This window comes from Croceicoccus sediminis, from assembly GCF_007570835.1.
Lineage (GTDB): Bacteria > Pseudomonadota > Alphaproteobacteria > Sphingomonadales > Sphingomonadaceae > Croceicoccus > Croceicoccus sediminis.
On sequence record NZ_SUNC01000001.1, the window covers coordinates 380,383 to 402,163 of the forward strand.

At 63.0% G+C, this 21,781-nt stretch carries 23 protein-coding genes; 7 read left to right on the top strand and 16 right to left on the bottom strand.

All coding sequences use genetic code 11. The features are described from left to right. Positions 1 to 2: 2 nt before the first annotated feature. The 6 genes from phaR to radA form a co-directional block, all read right to left on the bottom strand. On the bottom strand, positions 3 to 572 hold the full coding sequence (gene phaR, locus FAX90_RS01605; RefSeq protein ID WP_144094919.1) for a polyhydroxyalkanoate synthesis repressor PhaR: 570 nt from the start codon (positions 570 to 572) through the stop codon (positions 3 to 5). Between the two features lie 88 nt (positions 573 to 660). Then, entirely contained in the window at positions 661 to 1,710 is a 1,050-nt protein-coding gene (alr, locus tag FAX90_RS01610; RefSeq protein ID WP_144094921.1) for an alanine racemase, read from the bottom strand. Next, positions 1,710 to 3,356: an MFS transporter gene (locus tag FAX90_RS01615; protein WP_144094923.1), complete on the bottom strand. Its 1,647-nt coding sequence runs from the start codon at positions 3,354 to 3,356 to the stop codon at positions 1,710 to 1,712. Before FAX90_RS01615 ends, alr begins: the two co-directional genes overlap by 1 nt. An 87-nt stretch (positions 3,357 to 3,443) precedes the next feature. After that, on the bottom strand, positions 3,444 to 3,860 hold the full coding sequence (locus FAX90_RS01620) for an iron-sulfur cluster assembly scaffold protein (protein WP_144094925.1): 417 nt from the start codon (positions 3,858 to 3,860) through the stop codon (positions 3,444 to 3,446). Then, positions 3,857 to 4,387, bottom strand: a complete 531-nt coding sequence (locus FAX90_RS01625; RefSeq protein ID WP_144094927.1) for a CvpA family protein — start codon at positions 4,385 to 4,387, stop codon at positions 3,857 to 3,859. Before FAX90_RS01625 ends, FAX90_RS01620 begins: the two co-directional genes overlap by 4 nt. Positions 4,388 to 4,396: 9 nt before the next feature. Then, positions 4,397 to 5,773 (bottom strand): DNA repair protein RadA, encoded by a 1,377-nt coding sequence (gene radA / locus FAX90_RS01630; protein WP_144094928.1) that lies wholly within the window; start codon positions 5,771 to 5,773, stop codon positions 4,397 to 4,399. A 95-nt stretch (positions 5,774 to 5,868) separates the two neighbouring features. Here radA and FAX90_RS01635 point away from each other — a divergent pair, with 95 nt between their 5' ends. Further along, positions 5,869 to 8,175, top strand: a complete 2,307-nt coding sequence (locus tag FAX90_RS01635) for a patatin-like protein (RefSeq protein WP_144094930.1) — start codon at positions 5,869 to 5,871, stop codon at positions 8,173 to 8,175. On the opposite strand, the gene dnaJ is transcribed toward FAX90_RS01635, so the two are convergent. Together dnaJ and dnaK are read right to left on the bottom strand one after the other, a co-directional pair. Further along, a complete protein-coding gene (dnaJ, locus tag FAX90_RS01640) occupies positions 8,172 to 9,290 on the bottom strand; it encodes a molecular chaperone DnaJ (RefSeq protein WP_144094932.1) in 1,119 nt (372 codons plus the stop codon). The two genes, FAX90_RS01635 and dnaJ, sit on opposite strands and share 4 nt — an antisense overlap. 211 nt (positions 9,291 to 9,501) lie before the next feature. Next, entirely contained in the window at positions 9,502 to 11,415 is a 1,914-nt protein-coding gene (dnaK, locus tag FAX90_RS01645; RefSeq protein ID WP_144094934.1) for a molecular chaperone DnaK, read from the bottom strand. A gap of 224 nt (positions 11,416 to 11,639) precedes the next feature. Here dnaK and FAX90_RS01650 point away from each other — a divergent pair, with 224 nt between their 5' ends. Next, positions 11,640 to 12,116, top strand: coding sequence for a copper chaperone PCu(A)C (locus tag FAX90_RS01650; RefSeq protein ID WP_170234821.1), 477 nt, complete (start codon positions 11,640 to 11,642; stop codon positions 12,114 to 12,116). Positions 12,117 to 12,121: 5 nt separating this feature from the next. After that, positions 12,122 to 12,616 (top strand): vgr related protein, encoded by a 495-nt coding sequence (locus FAX90_RS01655; RefSeq protein WP_144094938.1) that lies wholly within the window; start codon positions 12,122 to 12,124, stop codon positions 12,614 to 12,616. Between the two features lie 58 nt (positions 12,617 to 12,674). On the opposite strand, the gene FAX90_RS01660 is transcribed toward FAX90_RS01655, so the two are convergent. The 3 genes from FAX90_RS01660 to hrcA form a co-directional block, all read right to left on the bottom strand. Next, complete coding sequence (locus FAX90_RS01660) at positions 12,675 to 12,968, bottom strand: YMGG-like glycine zipper-containing protein (protein WP_144094940.1); 294 nt, start codon at positions 12,966 to 12,968, stop codon at positions 12,675 to 12,677. 97 nt (positions 12,969 to 13,065) lie between these two features. Beyond that, positions 13,066 to 13,638, bottom strand: coding sequence for a nucleotide exchange factor GrpE (grpE, locus tag FAX90_RS01665; protein ID WP_144094942.1), 573 nt, complete (start codon positions 13,636 to 13,638; stop codon positions 13,066 to 13,068). A 56-nt stretch (positions 13,639 to 13,694) separates the two neighbouring features. Then, on the bottom strand, positions 13,695 to 14,756 hold the full coding sequence (gene hrcA, locus FAX90_RS01670) for a heat-inducible transcriptional repressor HrcA (RefSeq protein ID WP_144094944.1): 1,062 nt from the start codon (positions 14,754 to 14,756) through the stop codon (positions 13,695 to 13,697). A 93-nt stretch (positions 14,757 to 14,849) separates the two neighbouring features. On the opposite strand from hrcA, the gene rph reads away from it, so the two are divergent. Further along, the gene (gene rph, locus FAX90_RS01675) at positions 14,850 to 15,575 is read left to right on the top strand and encodes a ribonuclease PH (RefSeq protein WP_144094946.1); all 726 of its coding nucleotides are present in this window, start codon (positions 14,850 to 14,852) and stop codon (positions 15,573 to 15,575) included. Beyond that, positions 15,572 to 16,207: an RdgB/HAM1 family non-canonical purine NTP pyrophosphatase gene (rdgB, locus tag FAX90_RS01680; RefSeq protein ID WP_144094948.1), complete on the top strand. Its 636-nt coding sequence runs from the start codon at positions 15,572 to 15,574 to the stop codon at positions 16,205 to 16,207. Before rph ends, rdgB begins: the two co-directional genes overlap by 4 nt. On the opposite strand, the gene FAX90_RS01685 is transcribed toward rdgB, so the two are convergent. Continuing rightward, positions 16,204 to 16,758, bottom strand: coding sequence for a CAP domain-containing protein (locus FAX90_RS01685; RefSeq protein ID WP_144094949.1), 555 nt, complete (start codon positions 16,756 to 16,758; stop codon positions 16,204 to 16,206). The two genes, rdgB and FAX90_RS01685, sit on opposite strands and share 4 nt — an antisense overlap. Before the next feature lie 48 nt (positions 16,759 to 16,806). On the opposite strand from FAX90_RS01685, the gene hemW reads away from it, so the two are divergent. Both hemW and FAX90_RS01695 read left to right on the top strand, forming a co-directional pair. Further along, positions 16,807 to 17,961 (top strand): radical SAM family heme chaperone HemW, encoded by a 1,155-nt coding sequence (hemW, locus tag FAX90_RS01690; RefSeq protein ID WP_144094951.1) that lies wholly within the window; start codon positions 16,807 to 16,809, stop codon positions 17,959 to 17,961. Beyond that, positions 17,958 to 18,881, top strand: a complete 924-nt coding sequence (locus FAX90_RS01695; RefSeq protein ID WP_144094953.1) for a tyrosine recombinase XerC — start codon at positions 17,958 to 17,960, stop codon at positions 18,879 to 18,881. The genes hemW and FAX90_RS01695 overlap by 4 nt, the downstream gene beginning before the upstream one ends. On the opposite strand, the gene FAX90_RS01700 is transcribed toward FAX90_RS01695, so the two are convergent. Genes FAX90_RS01700 through rsmI form a run of 4 tightly spaced genes read right to left on the bottom strand, consistent with a single transcriptional unit; the run spans position 18,882 to position 21,768 of the window. Beyond that, positions 18,882 to 19,502 carry a DedA family protein gene (locus FAX90_RS01700; RefSeq protein ID WP_144094955.1) on the bottom strand — a complete coding sequence of 207 codons (621 nt, stop codon included), beginning with the start codon at positions 19,500 to 19,502 and terminating at the stop codon, positions 18,882 to 18,884. A 52-nt stretch (positions 19,503 to 19,554) separates the two neighbouring features. Further along, complete coding sequence (gshB, locus tag FAX90_RS01705; RefSeq protein WP_276612103.1) at positions 19,555 to 20,538, bottom strand: glutathione synthase; 984 nt, start codon at positions 20,536 to 20,538, stop codon at positions 19,555 to 19,557. A gap of 22 nt (positions 20,539 to 20,560) precedes the next feature. Continuing rightward, on the bottom strand, positions 20,561 to 20,926 hold the full coding sequence (locus FAX90_RS01710; RefSeq protein ID WP_144094957.1) for a YraN family protein: 366 nt from the start codon (positions 20,924 to 20,926) through the stop codon (positions 20,561 to 20,563). Beyond that, a complete protein-coding gene (rsmI, locus tag FAX90_RS01715; protein ID WP_205700606.1) occupies positions 20,923 to 21,768 on the bottom strand; it encodes a 16S rRNA (cytidine(1402)-2'-O)-methyltransferase in 846 nt (281 codons plus the stop codon). The genes FAX90_RS01710 and rsmI overlap by 4 nt, the downstream gene beginning before the upstream one ends. Positions 21,769 to 21,781 lie beyond the last annotated feature (13 nt).

Genomic DNA, 21,781 nt, shown 5'->3' on the forward strand with positions numbered 1-21,781 from the left:
TGCTACTTGCCCAGCTTGTCCAGCTGCTTCTGCATCTCTTCCATCTGCTTGCGCAGGGTGTCGATGTCGTCGGTCTTCTTCGCCGGCTCCTCATCAGAGGCATCGCCGGCACCGGGCGTACCGGGACGCGCAGCCATGAAAGCCTCCGTCGCGGCCTGGAACATGGCCATGTTCTGCTGCGCCAGCTTGGCCAGCGGGTTGGTGCCGAGGCTGTCCTCGAGCGCCTTGCGCATCTTGAGCTGGTTGTCGCGGAAATGTTGCATCGACATTTCAAGGTAGTGCGGGATCATCGACTGCATCGAATTGCCGTACATCGAGATCAGGTCGCGCAGGAAACTGACGGGCAGCATTTGCGAGCCGCCCGATTCCTCGTCCATGATGATCTGCGTCAGGATCTGGTGCGTGATGTCCGCACCGCTTTTCGCATCGATAACCTGAAAATCGACGCCGTTACGCGTCATTTCGGCAAGATGATCCAGCGTGATGTAGCTGGACGAATCCGTGTTGTAGAGGCGCCGGTTGGCGTATTTCTTGATGATGATGACATCATCTTTCTTTTCGGACTCAGCCACAGATATCCGTGCCTCCTTTATTGCAGCATGCGTGCCGCGATTATGCTGCAACTGCTATTAGCACACGCACAATATCGGCGGCAACCAATTAGCCGCGCAATCGGGGGCCCGACAACGTAAGCAATTCGTATTGGGTCAGGCCGGTACAGCTCGATGCCTGCGCAAGATCGTACTCGGCATCGACCCAATCTCCCTCGTTCAGGTGCGGCGCGGCCGAGATGTCGATCGCGGTCATGTCCATCGACACGCGGCCAAGCACCGGAAGCACGATTTCCCCGTGGCGAAACGCGCCCTTCCCGCTCCAGGCTCGAAGGTATCCGTCGGCATATCCGATCGACAGGATGGCAATGCGCATGTCGCGTTCGACACGGAAAGTCCCCCCGTATCCCACCGTTTCGCCGGCGGGCACGGTACGGGTCTGGATGATCGCGGCTTGCGGCGTCACAACCTGGCGGATCCTGCCCGCCAGTTCGGGCCGTGCGATCCCGCCGTAAAGCGCAAGTCCGGGGCGGGTCAGGTCGAAGGCGTAATCGGGGCCCAGCGCGATACCTGCGCTGTTGGCAAGGCTGGCCCGGCGATGGGGTATCCTTGCCACGATGTCCCGGAAAGCGGAGAGCTGCCGCGCGCTTTGCGGGCCATCTTCGTCCGCGCAGGACAAGTGCGACATGAGCGTATCGACTTCGAGCGGGTCCAGCGCCGCGTCGCCCAGTTCCTCAGGTCGAAGGCCAAGCCGGTTCATCCCGGTATCGACCATCAGGTCGCACGCACCGCCGCCACTGTTTTGCCAAAGCCGCACCTGGTGCAGACTGTTGAGCACGGGGCGAACCCCCGCCTCCCGCGCGTAAGCGCAATCGGCCGGCGAAGTCGGACCATGCAGGACCGCAATGGAAGAGCCGTCCACATGGCCCAGCACCTCCGGCACTTCGCACCAATGCGCGACGAAAAAGTTGCGGCAGCCGGCATCGAGCAGCGCGGGCATGGCGCGCGAGACGCCGACGCCATAGGCATCGGCCTTAACCGCCGCCCCGGCATCGGCAGAACCCGACAGCGAGTCGAGTGACCGCCAGTTGTCGGCAATCGCGCCGCTGTCGACGCGCAATCGCAAGGCAGGGGGAGGTAGCGCGGGGTCGGAGGGCATCAGGTCGCTGGTTCGCTGTCTTCGAAATCGCGCGGCGGACCGCTTTTCAGGCCCCATGCGCAGATGACCACGGCCATAGCCACGAAGCACCAGGTATACCATAGGCCCGAATAGAAATTGCCCGTCCGCGCAACGATATATGCGGCGATCAGCGGCAGAAATCCGCCGAAATACCCTGCCCCGATATGATAGGGGATCGACATCGAGCTATATCGGATCTTCGGCGGAAACATTTCCGACAAGAGCGCGGCAACAGGGCCGTAGTTCGCCGCCGACAGAATGCCCAGAACGACGATCAGTGCGACGATGCCGACCATGTTCATGTAGGGCGGGGTCTGCTTTTCGAAAGAGTAGCCTTCGTCCTCCAGCTCGCCGCGAATTGCCGAGCGCCGTTCACCAGCATCGGCCCAGTTCACGCCGTCGAAGGATACCGCGCGATCGGCGATGCGCATCGCGACAGCATCGCCTTTCTCCAGTTCATAGCTGATCCCATAACCGGTCAGGACCTCAAGCAACTGGCCGCATTGCGACTGCTTTGCGCCCGTCAGGTCAGAGAACGGGTTGTACGAACAATTCGGCCCGCTCACGCTGACAGGCGCATTGCGCGACGCTTCGGAAAGTCCCGGATTGGCCAGTGCGCCAATGCCCAACATCACCGGAAACAACAGGACAAGGATCGCCGCGTTGCCCCAGACGATGGGAAGCTTTCGTCCGATCCGGTCGGAAAGCTTGCCGAAATATATGTAGAACCCCATCGAAATTACCGCTGCGATGAGAAGGATCAGTTCCACCGCCAGGTCTTCCATTCGCATCGGCCCTTTAAGGAACGACAGCGTCGTGAAGAATGCGGTGTACCAGATCGTTGTCAGGCCCGCCGTCACGCCCAGCGCGACGATGATCCGCTTGAGATTGCCGGGATAGGTGAAGCTTTCAACAAAGGGATTGCCGGCGGTTTCGCCTGCCTCCTTCATGGCCTTGAACACCGGGCTTTCCGACAGTTTCAGCCGCATCCAGAGCGACACCGCCAGCAGCAGCAAAGACAGGAGGAAGGGAATGCGCCAGCCCCAATCGGCGAACACGTCCTCGGGGATAAGCGCGCGGCAGGCCAGCACCACGACGATCGAGAGAACGAACCCGCCGACGACGCTCGCCTGAATGAACGAGGTATAGAATCCGCGCCGGTTGGGCGCCGCATGCTCGGCAACGTAGATGGCCGCCCCGCCGTATTCGCCGCCCAGCGCAAGCCCCTGCAATATGCGCAGGACAATGACGATCGCGGGCGCAAAAAGCCCGATGCTTTCGGCCGACGGCACGAGGCCGACGCCCGCCGTAGCGATGCCCATCAACGTGACGGTGACGAGGAACGTGTACTTGCGCCCCAACTTGTCGCCAAGAAACCCGAAAAGGATCGCTCCAAGCGGCCTGAACCCGAAACCGATGGCGAACCCGGCCCAGACCAGAAGCGTCTGCAGGATCGCATTCTCACCCGGAAAGAACGCCGCGCCGATCAGCCCCGAAAGCGTGCCGTAGATGAAGAAATCATACCATTCGAAAATGGTGCCGACCGAAGAGGCTCCTACGACAAGCCGGACTTCCGATCCGCTCAGATCGCTGGCGTGCCTGTCGGCATCTGCTGCAGTTGTCATGATTTCCCCTCCGGTCCCGTCTTGCGACGAGACTTATGCGGGAGGGATAGCGTTTGCCAAGCGGGAGAAGCGCGCTTTCACCTGTCTTCAGGCAGCCAAGGCCTCGCAAGCAGCGTTCCAGGCGAGCATCATGGCACCGTGCCGTCCCGGGTAATCGACTGCAAGGGCAACGAGTTCCAGCCCCGGCCACTGCGGCATCGAGCCGTTCCCGGCCAGCCAAAGCGACATGGCGTCACGCGCATTGATGATCTGCGAGCCGGTCATGCCCTTGGCAGCGGCGGCGAAAACGGCGGCGCTCGCCTGTCCTATGGCGCAGGCGTGTGATGCCATTCCAACGTTCTCGATCCGGCCATCAGCACCGAGCGCCAGGCCGAGTTCGATCCGGCTTCCGCAGGACGCAGACCGCGCCGAACCGCGCAGCGGCAAGTCCGCGGTCAACGGATAGCCCGCCAGCGAAACCGCGGCGGACAGGACTTCGGGCGTATAGAGCCGGTGCCCGCTCACGCCTCCGCTTCCGGGTCCTGTTCCTCGAACATCTCTTCCTTCCGCTCCGAAACGGTATCGACCAACGCCGCGCTGGCCGCGTTCACGAAAGGATAGGACCGCGCATCCTTCACCCAATCGGGGCGCCCTTCCGCGCTCCACACCGTGTCATACCCCAGGGAGATGATCGAGAAGGTTAGGACCACGAGAATGAAGCCCTTCACCAGCCCGAACCCGAAACCGAGAACCCTGTCGATGAAACCGAGCGCGGAATCGCGCATTTTCGATCCTGCCCAGCGCGCGAAAAGCCGCATGACGATAAGCGGCACGATCAGTAGGATGACAAACGCCAGCAGCGCCGCATTAGTCTGGTTGTCCCGGAAGAACGCCAGGATGATGTCGCTGAGCGGCGCATGGAAAAGGTAGACCGCGACGATCGCCGCAATCCACGCACCAAGCGCCAGTATCTCGTGAACGAAACCGCGTGAAAGTCCGCCCAGCGCGCTGAGCCCGACGATCACCAGGACCGCGATATCAAAGGGTGTCATGACGGGAAGCTATGAACTACCTACAAGCCTGTCCACAAGGTTAAGCAAACTTGCCATGGGGCGGTAGTCGGGGAAATTGTCTTTCCCCTCCTTACCGGCTCCGTTCATCGGACCGGATGCACACTCGAACCCCAGCTTGGCAGCTTCCCGAAGTCGCAGGCCGGCGTGCGCGACGGGCCGGATCTCTCCGGCAAGCGAGACTTCCCCGAACCACACCGATCGCCGCGGCAAGGCCCGGTCGGACAGGGCGGACACGAGTGCCGCGGCAACGGCAAGGTCAGCCGCCGGGTCGGTCAGCCGGTAGCCGCCCGCCACGTTGAGATAGACCTCTGCCGACGAGAAATTGAGCCCGCAGCGCGATTCGAGCACCGCGAGAAGCATGGCCAGCCTGCCATTGTCCCAACCGACCACCGCGCGGCGCGGTGTCGCACCCGATTGCAACCTTACGATCAGGGCCTGTATCTCGACCAGCACCGGCCGCGTCCCTTCCAATGCCGGGAAGACCGCGCTACCGGCCAGTGGCTCATCCCGGCCAGAAAGGAACAGGCTCGACGGGTTCGAAACCTCGGCCAGCCCCTGTCCCTCCATGGCGAAAACGCCGATTTCGTCGACCGCGCCGAACCGGTTCTTGAGCGCGCGAAGAACCCGGTACTGGTGCGACCTTTCGCCCTCGAAGCTCATGACCACGTCGACCATGTGCTCCATCACGCGCGGCCCTGCGATGTTGCCGTCCTTTGTCACGTGACCGACCAGTACGAGCGCGCAATCGCTGGATTTGGCATAGCGGATCAGTTCCAGCGCACAGCCGCGCACCTGGCTGACCGTGCCGGGCGCGCCTTCGATCTGGTCCGAATGCATCGTCTGGATCGAATCGATCACCAGCAGATCGGGCGATTCCATGTTGCCGAGCGTGGTGAGAATGTCCCGAACCGACGTCGCCGATGCGAGCCTGATCGGTGCATCGGCAAGCCCCAGCCGTTCGGCGCGCAGCCGAACCTGCCCTGCCGCTTCCTCTCCGCTTATATAGATGACGCTTCCGCCGCCGCGCGCGATGCTGGCCGCGGTTTGCAAGAGCAGGGTCGATTTGCCGATCCCCGGATCGCCGCCCATCAGCACGGCGCTGCCCGGTACAAGACCGCCGCCCAGCGCTCGGTCAAATTCGGCAAGGCCGGTCTTGCGCCGCACTGGTAGCGGCGTGGGTCCGTCGAGCGAGACGAAATCGATCGCCCTGCCCCCGCCCGACAGGTCATGCTTGGCCGAAAACACCGTCGCTGGTGTCTCTTCCATCAGGGTGTTCCATTCCGCGCAATCGGGGCACTGCCCCTGCCAGCGGTGGCTGACACTGCCGCATGCCTGGCAGACGTATCGACGCTTTGGTTTGGCCATGCCCATCGCCTAACCGGAACATAAAAGGAACGCAATAGCGATTGGCTGGGGAAAAGCGCTTTCCATCCCGCACCTTGCCGTGCCATCCTCACCCGATGCGGGAGAAGGAACTGCGGATCGCGCTTGTCTGTTATGGTGGGGTCAGCCTCGCCGTCTACATGCATGGCGTGACGAAGGAAGTGTTCAAGCTTGCCGCGGCAAGTCAGAAGCACCGGGACGGTCAGCCGAAGCCAACTGGTACCGAAGGCGCCTATTACGGACTGCTCAGCGCTATCGAAAAGCATGGGCAGACGCGGCTGCGCGTCGTGCCCGATATCCTCTCGGGAGCCAGCGCGGGCGGGATGAATGCGATCTTCCTGGGCCAGGCGCTCCTGACCGGGCGGTCGCTCGACCCGCTGACTCACCTGTGGCTGGAATGTGCCGACAGCGACGTGCTGCTCGCGCCAGAGGCCCGGCCCGGACACCGCTTTTCGAAAATCTGGGCGCAGCCGCTCGTCGAATACACCCTGCGCCGTCCGGGGAACGCGGTTTCGCGGACCGTCGCCCCCGAAACCCGTGCGGAAGTGCGGGGAAAGCTTTCGCGCCTCATGCGCAGCCGCTGGTTTGCGCCTCCGTTTTCCGGCCCAGGGTTCTCTCGCCTGATCGATGATGCGCTGGTCGCCATGCAGGCCCAGCCTGCGGGACAGCCATTGATCCCCTTCGGGCATCCCATCGACCTGTTCGTCACGACCACCGATTTTCGCGGTTATCGCGCGCCCTTGCGCGTTCACAGCCCCGCCGATGCCACCGAATCCGAACACCGCCTGCCGATATCTTTCCGAGCCCACGGCGGGGACGAAGTTATGGCCGCTCGCCCCGAACTGGTTCTGGCGGCACGCGCCACAGCAAGTTTTCCCGGTGCCTTTCCGCCCCTGCAGCTGGAGGAAATCGACCAACTGGCGGAAGAGCGCAGCACGGGATGGAGCAATCGGGATCTTTTCCTGCGCCGCATCATGCCGCATCACGTCCATGCCGGAGATCTCGACAGCGTTGCCCTGATCGACGGTGCGGTCCTGGTGGGCGCGCCTTTTGCGGAGGCGATCCGCGCGCTGGATAATCGCCCTGCGCTGCGCGAGGTTGATCGCAGGTTCGTCTACATCGATCCGCATCCTGATTTCCGCATGGCCGAAACGAATAGCGAGACAAGGCCGATCGGCTTTTTCAGCGCGATCTTCGGCGCCTTGTCCTCCATCCCGCGCGAGCAACCGATCCGCGACGACATCGACCGCATCGCCCGCCATTCGGCCGAAGCGGTCAGAGCTCGCAGTATCGTCGATGCCTTGCGCCCTGAGGTTGAGGCAACCATCGACAAGTTGCTGGGTCGCACTCTCTTCCTCGACCGGCCCAACACAGAACGGCTTGGCAAGTGGCGCAGGAAGGCGCAGCAGGCTGCAGCGGAAAAGGCCGGTTACGCCTTTCACGGCTATGCGCAGTCCAAATACGCGCAGATTCTCGACAACCTGACGCATCTCGTGCGCCGCTCGATCGAAAGCGAGCCACCGACGCATGACGCGATCATCGCCAGCCTGACCCGATTCTTCGACGGACAAGGGCTGTCGACGCTGGCCGCGCAAGGTGGCGGCGCAAACGAAGAGGCAATCGCCTTTTTCCGCACGCACGACATCGGCTTTCGCAACCGGCGCCTGCGGCTTCTGGCCAGAAGGCTCGCTCCCGGCGATATCGGAGGGGAACTGGAACCCGAAACGCGCGAAATCGCCCGCGATGCGATCTATCGGGCTTTGTCGCTCTACACCCGCCTGGAACAGCCCGAAGCGCTGGGTCCGGATTTTCCCGCCATCGCGGAAAGTATTATCGACGACCCGGAAACGGTGATCTCGGCGATTGCCGATAGGCGCAATCTTGCGCAAACCGACCCGCAGGTCGATGCGATCCTTGCCGATGGGCTGTCCCCCCTGCCGCGCGAACAGCGTCGCAAGCTGCTGCTCGCGTATCTCGGCTTCCCGTTTTATGACATCGCAACGCTGCCCTTGCTGGGTGCGCGGGGTATGGACGAGTTCGACCCCGTGAAGGTCGACCGTATTTCACCTGAAGACGCCAGTTCGATCAGGAAGGGCGGAGCGGTAGACACACTACGGGGCATCGAGTTCTATAATTTCGGCGCATTTTTCAGCCGTGCCTATCGCGAGAACGACTATCTTTGGGGCCGCCTGCATGGTGCGGAACGCCTGATCGACATCACCGCATCGACACTGGGCGACGAAGGCCCGGTGCCGACTGGTGAAATCATGGCGCTAAAGCGCGAAGCGTTCCTCGGCGTGATCGAGGAGGAGCGTGAGGCAGGTCACCTGAACCGCCACCTGATCTCGCGCATTGAGCGTGAGATTATCGAAAAGCTGGGTTAAAGCTTCGAAAATCCGGCCTTGATGCGTTCGAAAAAGCCCTGCGATTCCGGGCACTGGGCATCGGTCTCGCTCTGCTGGAATTCGCGCAGGAGTTCTTTCTGCTTGGTCGAAAGCTTGCGCGGGGTTTCGACCTTCACTTCGACCACCAGATCGCCGCGGCCACGCCCCTGCAGGACGGGCATGCCGTCACCGCGCTTGCGAAGCTGTTCACCCGACTGGATGCCAGCGGGAATGTTGATCGTGACCCATTCACCGTCGAGCCCTGGAAGACCGACCGTCCCGCCAAGTGCCGCCTTGGTAAACGTGATCGGCACGCGCGTCAGAAGGGTCGTGCCCTCACGTTCGTAGACATCGTGGCGGCGCACGTGGATGAAGATGTAAAGATCGCCCGGAGGCGCGCCCATCGGGCCAGCCTCGCCCTTGCCCGAAAGCCGGATGCGGGTGCCGGTTTCGACACCTGGCGGTATCGTGACTTCCAGCCTTTGCGGCTGATCGACCCGTCCCTCACCGCGGCATGCACGGCACGGTTTTTCGATGATCTCGCCCCGGCCATGACAAGTCGGGCACGGACGCTCGACCATGAAGAAGCCTTGCTGGGCGCGGACTTTGCCGTGGCCCTGACAGGTCGGGCAACGGGACTTGTCGGTACCGGGCTCGGCGCCCGATCCGGAACAGGGCTCGCAAGTCTGCGAAACCTCGATCTCGATTTCAGTGTCCTTGCCATGGAACGCGTCTTCCAACGTGATTTCCATGTCATAGCGCAAGTCCGCACCGCGACGGGGGCGGCCGCCCGCTCCGCCGCCAAAGGCGCTGCCAAAGATCGTCTCGAAGATATCGCCGATGTCGGAAAAGCCGCCGCCGCCACCGCCGCCACCCTGCTGCGCCTGTGCATAGGCGGCATGGCCGTAACGATCATAGGTGGAGCGCTTCTGCGGGTCTTTCAGGCAATCGTAGGCGACGCTGATCGCCTTGAAACGTGCCTCGGATTCCGCGTCACCCGGATTGCGATCGGGGTGATATTTCATCGCGAGCTTGCGATAGGCGGACTTGATCGTCTTGTCGTCCGCCGTGCGCTCGACTTCGAGAAGCTCGTAAAAGTCGACCTCGGTTTCCACTGACTAACCCGTCCTCATGATCTGGAATTCGTTGAATACGCTGCCCTGTCGCAGCTTTGCGGCGTGCGCCCTACGCCCATTGGGTCCGTTCGCGCACATCCTGCTGGTCGTTATATAGATCCGGCCCGCTCTCCCGTTGGTTAACGCTGTTGCGTGTCCCTTGGAAAAAGCGGGCCGGACTAATCACGGTTTCACCGTCGGCCTGTGCCGATCAGTTCTTGTTCTCGCCTTCGTCGACTTCGGAGAACTCGGCATCGACGACTTCTTCGTCGCCGCCTTCGCTGCCCGCTGCCGCACCGTCTGCCGGTGCCGCTTCGGCCTGCTGCTTCTCGTAGATCGCCTGGCCCATCTTCATGGCCTTTTCGGCGAGTTCCTGGCTCTTGGTATTGATCGCATCGGCGTCGTCACCTTCAAGCGCGGTCTTCACTTCAGCAACGGCAGCCTCGATCTCGGACTTGAGCGAAGCGTCGATCGCGTCGCCGTGTTCCTTCAGCTGTTGTTCGGTCGAGTGGACAAGGCTGTCGGCCTGGTTACGCGCCTCGGCACGTTCCTTGCGCTTCTTGTCTTCCTCGGCGAACTTTTCAGCATCCTGCACCATCTGGTCGATGTCGTTGTCGGACAGGCCGCCCGATGCCTGGATGCGGATCTGCTGTTCCTTGCCGGTGCCCTTGTCCTTTGCCGACACATTGACGATGCCGTTGGCGTCGATGTCGAACGTCACCTCGATCTGCGGCACGCCGCGCGGTGCGGGCGGAATGCCAACAAGGTCGAACTGGCCGAGCAGCTTGTTGTCGCTCGCCATTTCGCGCTCGCCCTGAAAGACGCGGATCGTCACGGCCTGCTGATTGTCGTCAGCGGTCGAATAGACCTGGCTCTTCTTGGTCGGGATCGTGGTGTTGCGGTCGATCATCTTGGTCATGATGCCGCCCAGCGTCTCGATGCCCAGCGAAAGCGGGGTCACGTCGAGCAGCAGCACGTCCTTGACGTCGCCCTGAAGCACGCCGGCCTGGATCGCTGCGCCCATGGCGACGACTTCGTCCGGGTTCACACCGGTGTGCGGTTCCTTGCCGAAGAAGTCCTTCACGGCTTCGCGAACCTTGGGCATGCGGGTCATGCCGCCGACGAGAACGACCTCGTCGATTTCCTTGGCCGTCACGCCGGCATCGGCCAACGCCTTCTTCATCGGCTCCTTCGTGCGGGCGATCAGGTGCTCGACCATCTTTTCGAGGTCGGTGCGAGTGATCGTCTTCACAAGGTGCTTCGGACCGTTCTGGTCGGCCGTGATGAAGGGCAGGTTCACTTCGGTCGACTGCGCGCTCGACAGTTCGATCTTGGCCTTTTCAGCGGCTTCCTTCAGGCGCTGCAGGGCAAGCTTGTCGCCGCGAAGGTCGATGCCTTCGTCCTTCTTGAACGCATCGGCGAGGAATTCGACAACCGCAGTGTCGAAGTCTTCACCGCCGAGGAACGTGTCACCGTTCGTCGATTTCACTTCGAACACGCCGTCGCCGATCTCGAGGATCGAGACGTCGAAGGTGCCGCCGCCAAGGTCGTAGACCGCGATGGTCTTGCCGTCTTCCTTGTCGAGACCATAGGCGAGCGCGGCCGCCGTCGGTTCGTTGATGATGCGCAGCACTTCAAGACCCGCGATCTGGCCGGCGTCCTTGGTCGCCTGGCGCTGCGCGTCGTTGAAGTATGCCGGGACCGTGATGACGGCCTGCGAAACGGTTTCGCCGAGGTAGCTTTCAGCCGTTTCCTTCATCTTCTGAAGGATGAACGCGCTGATCTGCGAGGGGGAATATTCCTCTCCGCCAGCCTTGACCCATGCGTCGCCGTTCTTGCCCTTGACGATGTCATAGGGGACCAGCTCCATGTCCTTCTTGGTCATGGGATCGTCGAAACGGCGGCCGATGAGGCGCTTGATCGCGAACAGGGTATTGTCGGGGTTGGTCACGGCCTGGCGCTTGGCCGGCTGGCCGATAAGGCGCTCTCCGTCCTTGGTGAAGGCGGTGATCGAGGGCGTCGTGCGGGCGCCTTCCGAATTCTCGATAACCTTGGGCTTGTCGCCGTCCATCACCGCGACGCAGCTGTTGGTCGTGCCGAGGTCAATGCCGATAACTTTAGCCATCTTGTACTTTCCATCCTTTGTTTGACACCGCGCATTCGGGGCCCCCCTATAGCGGGCAGGCCCGCCGCGCGGCTCGTGACTGCAACGGCGATATAGGGGCGCTTTTCGGTGGCACAAGACCTGTGTCCGTCCTATTTGGGGACCAACTCGAACAGGCTGTGGAACCTTTGAAAATGCGACTGAATACCAAGACCGCACTGCTTTTTGTTACTCTGTGCGCCCCGATGGCCCTGGCCGCATGCGGTTCGGACGCGCCGGAGCCGGTCGAGACCGAAATCGTCGATGTTCCCGCGGCGGCCGATGCGCCCGAAGGTGTGTCGCTGACCGATGCGCAAGTCCGCATGCCCGCCGTATCGGGCCGTCCGGGCGTTGCCTATTTCACCATCGCGTCGGAAACGCCGCGCACCATCGTGGCGGCAAGCGTACTGGGCGCGGGGCGCAGCGAGATCCACGAAACGAACATGGTGGACGGCAAGATGACGATGGCCCCTGTCGAATCGATAGAACTTCAGCCCGGTGAGGCGCTGAACTTTCAGCCGGGCGGCTATCACGTCATGCTGTTCGACATGGACGCCACCATCGCGCCGGGCGGATCGGCAGACGTGACGATCACGTTTGAGGACGGAGACAAGGCATCGATACAGGCCCCCGTGACCGGCGCGGGCGGCATGGACCATTCGGCCATGGAGGACATGAACTGAGCGGAGTGACGAAGCCGGTTCACGCCTGCCCGGCGGGTGCGACGCGAAGCCTGACGGACGGGGAAAAGGCCCTCGTCCGTTCGGTTTTCGGTCATGCCGTCGATGTCGATCCGGTCACGATCCGGCGCAGGCGCTGGTTTCCGTTTCAGCCTGTAAATACCGCGATGGCCCCAATGGGGCACATCCACTTTCCCGCCGAACACGTGCTTTATCACGACGATTTTTCGGCAGGCCCCCTGCAGGCGCAAGGCCTGTTCATTCACGAAATGACGCACGTCTGGCAGGCGCAGGAAAGAGGCCGCTTCTGGCTTCCGCTGATGCGCCACCCGTTCTGCCGCTACGACTATGCCATTCGGCCGGGGCAACCGCTTCGCAAGTACGGCATCGAACAGCAGGCGGAAATCGTGCGCCACGCGTTCCTGTTACGCAACGGCTACGGATTGCGAGGCGCCCCTCCTCTGGAGCAGTTGGAGAGTATACTGCCGTTTACCGGGGCATAGAAAAAGGCGCGGTGCCGAAGCCCCGCGCCTTTATCATAAAGTCCCGTTTACTCGCAGCTCAGTAGCGCGGGTCGACCGGGTAACCGGCGGTTCCGTAGCAATCGTCGTCAAGGCGGCCATCACGGTCATAGCCGTCACAACCGTCGTTCTTGTCGATGAAATAGCCACCGGCGGCACCCGCAGCGGCGCCGACCGCGGCAGCGGTTCCGATATCGGCGCCGGTCACGGCACCCACTGCGGCGCCCGCAGCAGCACCGGCGGCAGCGCCTTCGACGGCATAGTTGTCAGCACAGCCAGCAGTCGCAAGCGCGGCAGCGGCAAGGGCGGGAATGGCAAAAGTCCTGGTCTTCATCGTCACGTCTCCTCTACCCCCGTTCATCGACTCTACGGGGATCGGCGGGCGAAGTTCCGAAAAAGACAGGACTTTTTTGTATCAGCCTGAAAAGCGATCAGGGCTTGCGCGCCACGCCGACCATTGCGGGGCGCAGCAGGCGATCCTTGATCATGTAACCGGCCTGCATTTCCTGAATCACGGTGCCGGGTTCGGCATCGTCGCTGGGAATTTCGACCATGGCCTGATGCTGGTTGGGATCGAGCGGCATGCCCATCGCGGCAATACGGGTAATGCCGTGCTGACCGAACACCTTTTCGATCTCGCGGGCGGTCGCCTCGATCCCGGCGACAAGTCCCTTCATCTTCTCATCCTCGCGCAGATCGGCAGGAATGGCGTCCAGCGCGCGGGAGAGGTTGTCGGAAACCGAAAGGATATCGCGGGCAAAACCGGTCGCGGCATAGGCACGCGCGTCGGCAACGTCCTTTTCCATGCGGCGACGCACGTTCTGCGTTTCCGCGCGGGCATAAAGGACCTGCTGCTTGGCTTCGGCAAGCTCTTCCTCAAGGACGGAGATACGCTCTTCGTCGGCGGCCAGTTCCTCGACCGCGCCGTCATCGTCCAGCATGTCTTCGGGTACGCCCTTAAGTTCGTTTTCAACCGCTTCGTCGCGGGTGCGTTCTTCGCTCATCGCTCTTGATCAGTCCTGTAAGTAATTGAGCCCCGGCCAATTCGGTCCGGCAAAATTCAGCCTGCCCCGGTAAAACGCCCGAGACTGCGACCCAGGCTCCGTGCAGTGAAATCAACCATGGGGACGAGCCGCGCGTAATTCAACCGCGTTGGGCCAATCACCCCTACCACTCCGATGACCCGCCCTTCCCTGTCGCGGTAGGGCGAGGCGATCACCGAAGACCCGGAAAGCGAGAACAGCTTGTTCTCCGAACCGATAAAGATGCGGGCCGAATCGGCATCGCGCGCAGAGGCCAGAAGCGCCGCCACCTGTTCCGAACGCTCGATATCGTCGATCAGCGACCGAACCCGTTCAAGATCCTCGATCGCGGTTTCGTCGAGAAGGTTCGCCTGTCCGCGCACGATAAGAACGGGCCTGCGTGCGGCATCTTCGGTCCAGACCGCCAGCCCGCGTTCGACAAGATCACGCGCCGCCGCGTCGAGCGAGGCGCGTTCATCGGCAAGCTCGCGCTTAACTGCGGCAACCGCCTCGGCCAGCGTCCTGCCGGCCATTTGCGCCGATATGTAGTTACCCGCCTGTTCAAGAGCCGAAGCATCGGTACCCGGCGGCAATTCCAGCACTCGGTTCTCCACCGCCCCGTCCTCTCCGACAAGCACGGCCAGCGCGCGCCCGTTGCCGAGCGGCACGAGGCTCATCTGCGACAGGCTCGGTTCTCTCGCGGGGACCATGACGACACCGGCGCAAGCCGAGAGGCTGGAAAGCATGGCCGAAGTCTTGGCCAGCGCGTCCTCCACAGGCCCTGGCCGAGCAAGCTCACGCTCGATCGCAATGCGCTCTGCCTGGCTCGGCTCTGCAACCTGCATCATGCCGTCGACGAACAGGCGCAGGCCCGATTCGGTCGGCATACGGCCCGCGCTGGTATGCGGGGCGGCCAGAAGGCCCAACCGCTCCAGATCAGCGAGGACCGAGCGGATGGAAGCAGGCGAAAGATTGATGCCGTCCGCCGTCGCCAGTGCCTTCGACCCGACCGGCTGACCCGAATCGAGATAGCCTTCGACCACGAGACGGAAAATCTCGCGGGCACGGCTGTTCATTTCGTTGAGCGGCAAGCTTGGCATATGCCTTATTTAAGCCATCCCCTTGCGGCCTCAACCCCGGCTGGCCTAACGCCGCACGCAATATCTGGATACTTCACAAGGGAATCATCGAAAATGCGCCCATCCGGCCGCGCCGCAGACGAAATGCGGGCGATCACTATCGAGACCGGCTTCACCAAGCACGCCGAAGGTTCGTGCCTGATCAGCTTTGGCGAAACACGCGTGCTTTGCACCGCCAGCATCGAGGAGCGCCTGCCGCCATGGCTGCGCGGCAAGGGCGAAGGCTGGGTCACGGGCGAATACTCGATGCTGCCCCGCGCCACGCACACCCGCGGCAGCCGTGAAGCGGCCAAGGGCAAGCAGTCGGGCCGCACGCAGGAAATTCAGCGCCTGATCGGCCGTTCCCTGCGTGCCGTGACCGATCTCAAGAAGCTTGGCGAACGCCAGATCACGCTCGATTGCGACGTTCTGCAGGCCGACGGCGGTACGCGAACCGCGTCGATCAGCGGCGCATGGGTTGCCCTGCGCCTTGCGGTTCAGGGCCTGCTGGACAGCGGCGCGATCAAGGAAGACCCGCTGACCCGTAAGGTCGCGGCGGTTTCTTGCGGCATCTTCAAGGGCACGCCGGTGCTCGACCTCGATTACGACGAGGATTCGAACGCCGATGCCGATGCGAACTTCGTCCTGATCGAGGGCGGCCAGATTGCCGAAGTGCAGGCCACCGCAGAAGGCGCGACTTATGACGAAGAAGGCCTGCTGCGCCTCCTTCGTCTGGCCCGCACCGGCTGTGACGACATCTTCAAGGCCCAAGACGCCGCAACCCACATCGCGGTTCGATGACCGATAATCCCCGTCTCGGTTCCGGCAAGCTGGTCATCGCTACACATAACGCGGGCAAGCTGAAGGAAATCTCGGCCCTGCTCGCGCCTTATGGCGTCGAATGCATCTCGGCAGGTTCGCTGGGCCTGGCCGAGCCGCCCGAGACGGGGACCACATTCGTCGAAAACGCGCTGATCAAGGCGCGTGCGGCGGCGCAGGCTTCGCAGATCGCCAGCCTTGCCGACGATTCGGGCCTGTCGGTCGCGGCGCTGGACGGACGGCCCGGTGTCTACACCGCCGACTGGGCAGAGCGGCAGTGGTTCGAAGGGACCGCCGGTCGCGACTGGTACATGGCGATGGGCAAAGTCGAAGGGATGCTGGCCGAAAAGGGCGCAGATGCGCCGCGCGATGCGTGGTTCTCGTGCGTTCTGGCAATCGCATGGCCCGATGGGCGCGAAGCGGTCTACGAAGGCCGTGTCGACGGATCGCTCACCTGGCCGCCACGCGGGACGATGGGTTTCGGATACGATCCCGTGTTCGTGCCCAAGGGTCGCGACGTGACCTTTGCCGAACTTCAGCCCGAGGAAAAGCACGCGATGAGCCACCGCGCCGATGCTTTCCGCAAGCTGGTCGCCCAGCAGTTCGGCGCCTAGAGCACCGGCTTGCCGTAAGTGTTGCCTGCGGGCCAATAACGACAGACCAGCCAATCGTTCCCGCCGCCCGGCACGACGGCGCAGCCGACATCGGTCGTCTCGCGCCAGATCACTTGCGTGTAATGCCCTACGTCGCGCCACTGTCCGGTGCGGCTGACGTTCGGGAAATTGCCGCTTCTGAAGTGGCGCTTTTCGTCGATCATGCCTTCGATCATCTCTTCGGCAGAATAGAACCCGGCCCTCCCTGCCCAAAGGTTCTCGCCCGCACCGCCGCGTTCTGCATGGCTGGCATGTACCAGAGAGCGGCCCTTCGATAATTTGCGGGCATAGGCCTGTGCCTCGGCGGCCAGTTTCGGGCTCCACCGCAATTCGGGCACGCCGACGCGGCGGCGTTCGGAATTGTGGGATTCGAGCAGGCGTCCGGCAAAATTGCCGGGGCCGACTTCTTCGACCCAGCCCCGTTCGCGCGACGACGCGACGCCGGCTGCAAATGTCGATATGATGGCGATTGCGCCCGCCACGGCGAGCGTCTTTGCTGTGACCCGTCCCATGGGCTACGATATTGACTCCAGCCGGTTAACAGGCGCTGAAAGGAACCCATGGCGCTCGCGCTCTACATCCACTGGCCCTTCTGTCTGAAGAAATGCCCCTACTGCGACTTCAACAGCCACGTGCGTGCCGAGGTCGATACCGGCATTTGGGAACAGGCGCTTTTGGCCGACATGGCTTTCGAGGCGGAAGTGACCGGGCGGCAGCAGCTCGGCTCGATCTTCTTCGGCGGGGGAACACCTTCACTGATGCCGCCCGCACTGGTCGAAAAGCTTATCCGGCGGGCCAGCGAGCTGTGGGATTTCGCGCCCGATATCGAGATAACGCTTGAGGCCAATCCGTCGAGTGTGGAGGCCGCGCGGTTCGCGGATCTCGCCGTTGCGGGTATCAACCGGACTTCACTCGGCTTGCAAAGTCTTGACGACAAGGCCTTGAAATTCCTTGGACGCCTCCATGATGCCAGCGAAGGCATCGCCGCACTGGAAGTCGCGCAGAACCATTTCGACCGGGTCAGTTTCGACCTGATCTATGCTCGCCCGGAACAGACGATGGCGCAGTGGCAGTCGGAACTGGGAACAGCGCTGGCGTTCGGCACGGGCCACCTTTCGCTCTACCAGCTGACGATCGAGCCGGGGACGCGCTTCGCGACCGATTTCCGGCAAGGGAAATTCCAATTGCCTGACGAGGATCTGGCAAGCGATCTCTATGCCATGACCCGCACCCGCACCAGAACGGCAGGCCTTCCGGCTTACGAGATCAGCAATCACGCAAGACCCGGCGAGGAAAGCCGCCACAACCTCACTTACTGGCATTACGGCGACTACGCGGGGATCGGGCCGGGTGCCCACGGCAGGCGCGGCGGCGTAGCGACGCAGCGCCATCGCAAGCCGGAGAACTACCTGAAAGCCGCGACCGATCAGGGGCACGGCATTTCCGAAGAACGCACGCTCCCCCCGCCTGAGCAGGCTGCCGAAGCGCTGATGATGGGTTTGAGGCTTGCCGAGGGGATCGACGCGCCCGCCCTCGCCCGCCGGTTCGGACTTCGCGAAGGGTCTGTCGTCGATCAGGCCCGCGCCGATCTCTGCACGAAACTGGGCCTGATAGCGCGCGAAGGCGACAGGCTGCGCGTTACCGGGCGCGGCATGGTCGTGCTCGACAGCGTGCTGGCCGAAATCGCCGGACCGGACCTGATGGACACGCCATGACCGGGCCCGACCTCGACTTTCGGGCCGAGCGCATCCTGTCTACATGGCACGGCCATCTTTCGCACAACCTGCGCCGCTCCGAACACACCGTGCGAGCCTATGTCGCGGCGGCGGAGCGGCTGTTGCGGTTCGACGGGGTAGAGCCGGAGTGGCAGCCGCTAGCGGCGTCGGACCAGGCATTGCTGCGCCGTTTCATGGCAGCCCGGCGGGCCGGCGGCCTATCCAACACATCGGCCGCACGGGAGCTTTCGGCCATCAAGAGCTTTTTGAAGTTTTGCCAACAACAAACTGGATCAGAAAGGATTTCCTCGCCGCGCATGCGGGGGCCGCGAGTCAAGAAGGGCATCCCGCGGGCGGTTACTCCTGACGATGCGGTGAACCTTGCCGCGATGGTGGATGAGGACGCGGCCGAGCCATGGATCGGCGCGCGCGACCGGGCGGTACTGCTGCTGCTTTACGGATCAGGGCTACGCATTGCCGAGGCACTGTCGCTGAACGGTGACGCCTTCCCCCTGGGCGACAGGCTGGTCGTGAAAGGCAAGGGCGGGAAAGAGCGGACGGTGCCGATCCTGCCACTCGTGCGCGATGCGGTGGCCGCCTATGTGCAGGCCGCGCCCTATACCCTTAATCCGCACCAGGCGCTGTTCCGTGGCGCGCGTGGCGGGCGGCTGGCGCAAGGCGTTGTTCAGCGCGCAACCGCGCGGGCGCGCAAGGCTCTTGGCCTGCCGCCATCTGCCACGCCCCATGCCCTGCGGCACAGTTTCGCGACGCACCTGCTGGCAGCGGGCGCGGACTTGCGCAGTTTGCAGGAGCTGCTGGGCCATGCCAGCCTCGGCTCTACCCAGATCTATACGAAAGTGGACGCGGCGACCTTGCTCGACGTCTACCGCAATGCGCATCCGCGCGAGGAAGCGGACTGATTACTCCGCCGGTTCGCTTGCGGGCGACTTGGGTTCCCAAGTGATGACGCGGTAAACGTACCAGACAAGGCCGAGGGCGATGAGGCCCAGGACGATATAGCCCAGGACATCCTCAAACCCGGTGATCCAGCCAGCTAACAGCGTCGCACTGCCGATGAGGGCGGCATTCCAGATCGCAGAGCCGAGAAAAGTGAATATCAGGAACCGCCACGTGCCCATGCAGGCCAGTCCGGCCGGCAGCGAGATGATCGTGCGCATCAGCGGCGAAAAACGCAGAAAAAACACGACCCACTGCCCGTGCTTGCGAAAGAAGCGCGAGCTGCGTTCGATATCGCACCATTCGATCGTCAGCCACCGGCCATGTTTCTCGACAAAAGGCTGCAGGCGTTTGTAGCCCAGCTTTTTGCCGAGGTAGAACCACATGTAATTGCCGATGGTCGCACCCAGCGTGCCCCAGATCAGCACCGGCCAGAACGACAGGCGACCGGCGTGCACGCCGATCCCCGCGACGCCCATGATGACTTCGCTGGGAATGGGCGGAAATATGTTTTCCAGTGCCATCAGGAAGGCGATGCCGAGATAGCCGCCGCCTTCGATCAGCCGGATGATGAGATCGTTCATGGTCTTCCAAACGGGTGAGCGCGCAAAAGGCTCCGTCGCCCTGCCCCGAAGGTCAGTCCGCCTGCCGCGCGGCGACCCGGCCCTCGATCGCTTCCCAGATCATGCCGGAGGTGTCTGTGCCGTTGAACTTGTCGATCGCGACAATGCCGGTCGGGCTGGTCACGTTGATCTCGGTCAGCCACTTGCCACCGATGACGTCGATCCCGACGAAGACGAGGCCAAGCTCCTTCAGCTGCGGCCCCATCGCGGCGCAGATTTCCTTCTCGGTCTCTGTCAGGTCCGCCGCTTCGGCATAGCCGCCCTGTGCAAGGTTGGAGCGGAACTCCCCCTCGCCCGGCTTGCGATTGATCGCGCCTGCGACTTCGCCGTCGACCAGCACGATGCGCTTGTCACCCTTGGACACGTCGGGAAGGAAAGGCTGAACCATGAAAGGTTCGGGCCACGTCTGGAGGAACATCTCGACAAGAGCGGACAGGTTCGCCCCGTCTTCGCCCACGCGGAACACCGCCTTGCCGCCATTGCCGTGGAGCGGCTTGATGACGATGCCGCCGTGTTCGGCCATGAAATCGCGCACGTCCTCGATCCGGCGGGTAATCAGCGTGGGCGGCATGAACCGCGCGAAGTCGAGCACGTAGACCTTCTCCGGAGCGTTACGCACCGAGACCGGGTCGTTCACCACCAGAGTTTGATGGCGAATCCGCTCCAGCAGCCAGGTGCCGGTGAGATAGCCGATGTCGAACGGCGGGTCCTGACGCATCAGGATCACGTCGATGTCGCTGCCAAGATCGATCGTGCGATGATCGCCCAGTTCGAAGTGGTCGCCTTCGACGCGCTGGACGGTGACCGGTGCGGCCCATGCCGTGACGCGGCCGCCGCCCTTTCCGTCCGACTTCCAGGCCAGGGTGCGAACGTCGTAATGGAAAAGTTCATGCCCGCGCGCCTGCGCCGAAAGCATCAGGGCAAAGCTCGAATCGCCCCCGATATTGATCGAATCCATCGGGTCCATCTGGACAGCGACGCGCAGCGGTTTGGTCACGGTATCATCCCCAAGTCACCGTTCAGAATTGTCCGGCATTGGCCAGATGGCGTGGCAGGCGGCCCGGCGCAAGGAGAAGGACGTCGATCCTCATGTCGTCGCCGTCCCTCAGGTACTTGTGCGCCTCGGCCTCTGCAGCGGCGCAGACGCGGGCAAGGCGGCGCTGATCGATGGCCGTGTCCAGGTCTTCGGCCCTCGCCCGCCACTTGACCTCCACGAAGATCACCATCGCCCCGCGCCGGGCGATCAGGTCGATCTCACCGGCAGGATTGCGGACGCGCTCGGCGAGGATGCGCCATCCCTTGGCGCGCAGATACATCGCGGCGGTGGCCTCGCCCTTGCGGCCCTGTCTCTCGGCCCTGACGCGTCCTGGCGCGGGACCGGTCATTTCAATTCCATCGCGCGGGCGTAGAGCATCTTGCGGTCGAGCCCATGCGCCTTGGCCAGGCGGGCCGCGGCCTGCGACGGCTTGTGATCGGCCAGTTCGGCCCGTAACAGCGCATCGATGTCGAGATCGGCCTTGCCCTCGTCCTCATCCGGCGGGCCGATCATCAGGACAATCTCGCCTTTTGCGGGCGTTTGCCCGTAATGCTCGGCCAGCTGGGCGGCGGTGCCTGCACGGCATTCCTCGAACTTCTTGGTCAGCTCTCGCGCAACCGCAACCTCGCGCCGGGGCATTGATGCGGCGATGGCCTCAAGGCTGGCGACCAGTCGCGGCGCGGTTTCATAGAACACCAGCGTCGCCTTCAACGGGGCCAGTTCGGCAAGCGTTTCGACGCGCGCCTTTTCCTTTGCGGGGAAGAACCCGGCGAAAAGAAAACGGTCGGTCGGAAGCCCGGAAAGGGTCAGCGCAACGATCAGCGCGCTCGGCCCCGGAACGCTGGTGATCGCGATTCCCCGGTCGCGGGCGTCGCGTACTAGCCGGTATCCCGGATCGGAAATCAGCGGCGTGCCGGCGTCGGAAACAAGCGCGACCGGCTCTTCGGCGGCCATTGCCAAAAGCCTTTCGCGAACGGCATCGTCGGCATGATCGTCATAGCGGATCAGCCGCTTTTTCAGGCCCGCGTGGTGGAGAAGCTTGCCAGTGACGCGGGTATCCTCGCACGCCACCGCGCTGCAACCACCGAGTGTCGCAAGGGCGCGTGCTGTCAAATCCCCTAGATTGCCAATCGGGGTCGCCACTATATACAGGCCGGGTTCAGTCACGGACTTTTCTTGTGCATCAGCCATATCATTACGCATT